At 43.6% G+C, this 3301-nt stretch carries 3 protein-coding genes; all 3 read right to left on the reverse strand.

Annotated elements, in window-relative coordinates; all coding sequences use genetic code 11:
* Nucleotides 1-806: glycoside hydrolase family 88 protein (locus BACCELL_RS23625; protein WP_248604810.1), on the reverse strand; the 806-nt coding region annotated here is incomplete at its 3' end.
* A gap of 86 nt (nt 807-892) precedes the next feature.
* Nucleotides 893-2059 (reverse strand): alginate lyase family protein, encoded by a 1167-nt coding sequence (locus tag BACCELL_RS23630; RefSeq protein WP_007214657.1) that lies wholly within the window; start codon nt 2057-2059, stop codon nt 893-895.
* 4 nt (nt 2060-2063) lie between these two features.
* A partial coding sequence (locus tag BACCELL_RS23635; RefSeq protein WP_007214658.1) for a DUF4982 domain-containing protein occupies nt 2064-3301 on the reverse strand: 1238 nt, incomplete at its 5' end.

Consider the following 3301-nt stretch of genomic DNA (forward strand, 5'->3'; position numbering starts at 1 on the left):
AGTAAAGCCAGTAGTTCAGGTACCACCAAAGTGTACCACCCCATGCCTTCACTCCATACCTCCGGTGACAGTCCGGTAGTTTTATCCGCCCACACAGCCTTTTCAGGTTCTGTAGTCCATGCATGAAGGATAAGTCCATCCGGGCGTTGCAAATGACGGGCAGCAGTAATAATATTCCTACATGCCACATCATAGCAATAATCGGCTTCCCCCACATATTGTGCACAACGTATAAGGAACATCTGCATCATAAAAACACCATCTATCCACATATTAGGACTCCTGTTTCCGTGCCAGAACTGTCCATCGGAACTGGGATAGTGATCCACAGCTTTCAATATTTGCAAGGCAGCTTTCTTGTATTTCTCATCCCCCGTACGTCCGTATAATGTACAAAAGGCCGAACCTGTCATAAAATTATCGAGATTCGTTAATCCGCCTCCTTTGTAATTACCCGCTTCATCAACGAAATGATCCATATATTTCTTTATATATTCCAGATACCTGCTATCACCTGTTAATTGTCCCAAACGGTCCATAGCCTCAAACATGTATCCCTGCACATATGTATAGTCTTTCCAGTAAGCCATCCGATAATCCGGATATCTCGTCATCACTGTTTCCGACAAAGGTATAGCTAAATATTTCGGAGTAACTCCGGGTGTATATCCCAGTTTAGCTTCCGGCACTCCCTGAGAAGTAGTTCGCCGATAGCGGGTAGTAGTCTCCTGAGTAACCAGCATAGTAACCTCTCCTTCCACTACCGTACCGGCTGTATGTTGAGTTACTACCCGATTTTGAGCCATAGAAGAATGACTTGTACCAACTGCACATACGATACAAATTCCTACTATTATTTTCCGTGTTATTATCATAGCATCATCATTAATGATTAAATCCAAATCAACGGGTTACGTACAGGCAGATTACGCACCACTTCGTCGGTTACAGGAAAATGTTCTAACTTTTCCCACGTTGACTGCCAGCTTTTATTATGAGTCTGTAGTGCACCGAATATCAGGAAAGGATGTGCTACCGGCCATTCATCCCAATACATTACATCTTTCGTATAAATCCAGATTTCTTTATCAACGACATAGGGATAGATAAAATTAATGCCCTTCTCCATATTCTTACCTCCCTCTGCCGTATAAGTCCATAAATTATCATTCTTATCCGAAAGCGTCTGGCATATTGTTGCCATAGCATCCAAATTAAATAAAGAATAACCATAAGGTTTCGTACGTGCTGTCTCCAACGGAAAACTGCCGTCTTCTGCCATCTGCTTAGGTAAAAGTACTTCTTTATAACGCCGCTTACAAAAATCCATCATATCCTTATCACCGGCATAACGGGCAAATACAGCAGCCTGCATCACCCAGCAAGTTCCATGATTATTCTTAGCATTCATCTCGTCTATGCCATACTGATGTGTGAACATCCATTTCAAATAATCAGCAAACCACTGTTTAGTAGACTTTATATCATCCTTAGACAATACTCCAAGCTTTTCTAACTGCCATAACGATTGGGCTACTTCCATAAGATGTACCGTATCAATGATGCCAATACCACGTCCTGTAGCAATTCCCTTAATAGCTTGCGCATACTGCAAGTTAGGATTCATTTTCGTAGACTCATTCACAAACCAGGCACGTACATGTGCCAGTATCGCATCTACATATTCTTTATCCTGAGTCAACAAATAAGCAGAGGTCAGATTACCTACGATTGAACTAAAACGTATCATAGCATGACGATGAGCTACAAAATTATCCGGATTGGTCTCACCATCCCTACGCACATAAGGTCCGTCAGGATTCAAAGTATCTGGCCACCAATAATCACCCTCCGAATAAAAATCATGTATATCTCCTGCACTGCGTTCCGCTATAAAGGCGGTAACCGTTACCGGTTCCTCCTTTATATTCATAGCGGCACGTTCCAGTATACCCTGCTTTAAAACACACTTCACAAAATCTTTACCGTCTTTATCCGATGTACACGAAATAGCCAGAAAAGAACAGATCCCTAAAAATAACATACCTACCTTTTTCATAATCTTACTGCACCGTTATAAATGATGTTTGGACTTTATCAGCTTTTACAGCTACACAGGAAGTACCGCCTTGCGTACGAACCCGTATTTGTGCCCGCCCGTTACGTGCCTGTACTTTGCGGGAACCGGTTGCCGTGCCCTGATTCTGTATCAGTTCTCCGTCACCGGCAATATCGAAAGAAACAAAAACTCTGGAATCAAGACACCTGATACCATTACTATCTACCAACTGGGCTTCAACTTCAACAATTCCATCTTCTTTAGGAGTAGAAGTTACCCGGAATGCATGTTCCTTCCCCCACTTCGCGGTCTGATATTCAAAGCTCAATTCATCAGCAAGAGCTTCTTTTCCAGCAGCCACAGCACGCAATGTATTCTGCCCCTTAGCAAGCTTCACATTCCAACGCAAACCCGCTGCGGGAAAATCCTGACTATTACGCTTGCGTATCCCCTGGCTTTGTCCGTTCACAAACAGTTCCACCGATGGACAGTTAGAGTAAACCAAGACCTCTTTTTCTTCATCGGCATCTCCCCATCTCACAGGCCAACCATGCCCATAGATATGAACCATAGGCATTTCTGTCCAATAGGATTGGAATACGTAATAACTTTCCTTTTTCGTAAAGTCACGTTCCACCACTCCTTTCTGATTCATATATGGTACCGGATTATCCGGACGCACCGGTGTGGAAAAGTCCTTAAACGGCCAATAAGCAGCACTGGTCAGCCAAGGCATATTCTCCTGTTCCTTCAAATGCCAATCTATCAGCTTAACGATATAACTTTCCGACCAGTCTCCTTTCTTCAACACCAGAGCCGAACCGTTCAGAGCCGCATCGCCATCACTTTCACCTTCTTTTCGTATAGGAGCAGTAGCCTCCGCATGACGTCCGGCATGGCTATCACCACCCCACTCTACATGCAGAAAATGTTTCACCTTCTCCATTTCTTCTTTGGACATCTGCTGATAATCTGTATAAACCCCACGATACCAACCGGCCCAGATAGAAGGAGAATATACATCTACAATATCGCTACAGAATGCACAACGGCGAATTGCCGTCTTGCGTTCGGCATCAAGATGATGTGCCAGTGTATTCAACTCACTCATCAGACTCCGTATCTCGCGTTGTTCAAATTCAGGAAAGTCATTCGGCCAGTCATTCTCATTACCCAATCCCCAGATTATCACTGAAGGGTGGTTATAGTGCTGGGTTATCATATTCGTCAACATACGTTTCG

This window comes from Bacteroides cellulosilyticus DSM 14838, assembly GCF_000158035.1.
Taxonomy (GTDB): Bacteria; Bacteroidota; Bacteroidia; order Bacteroidales; family Bacteroidaceae; genus Bacteroides; species Bacteroides cellulosilyticus.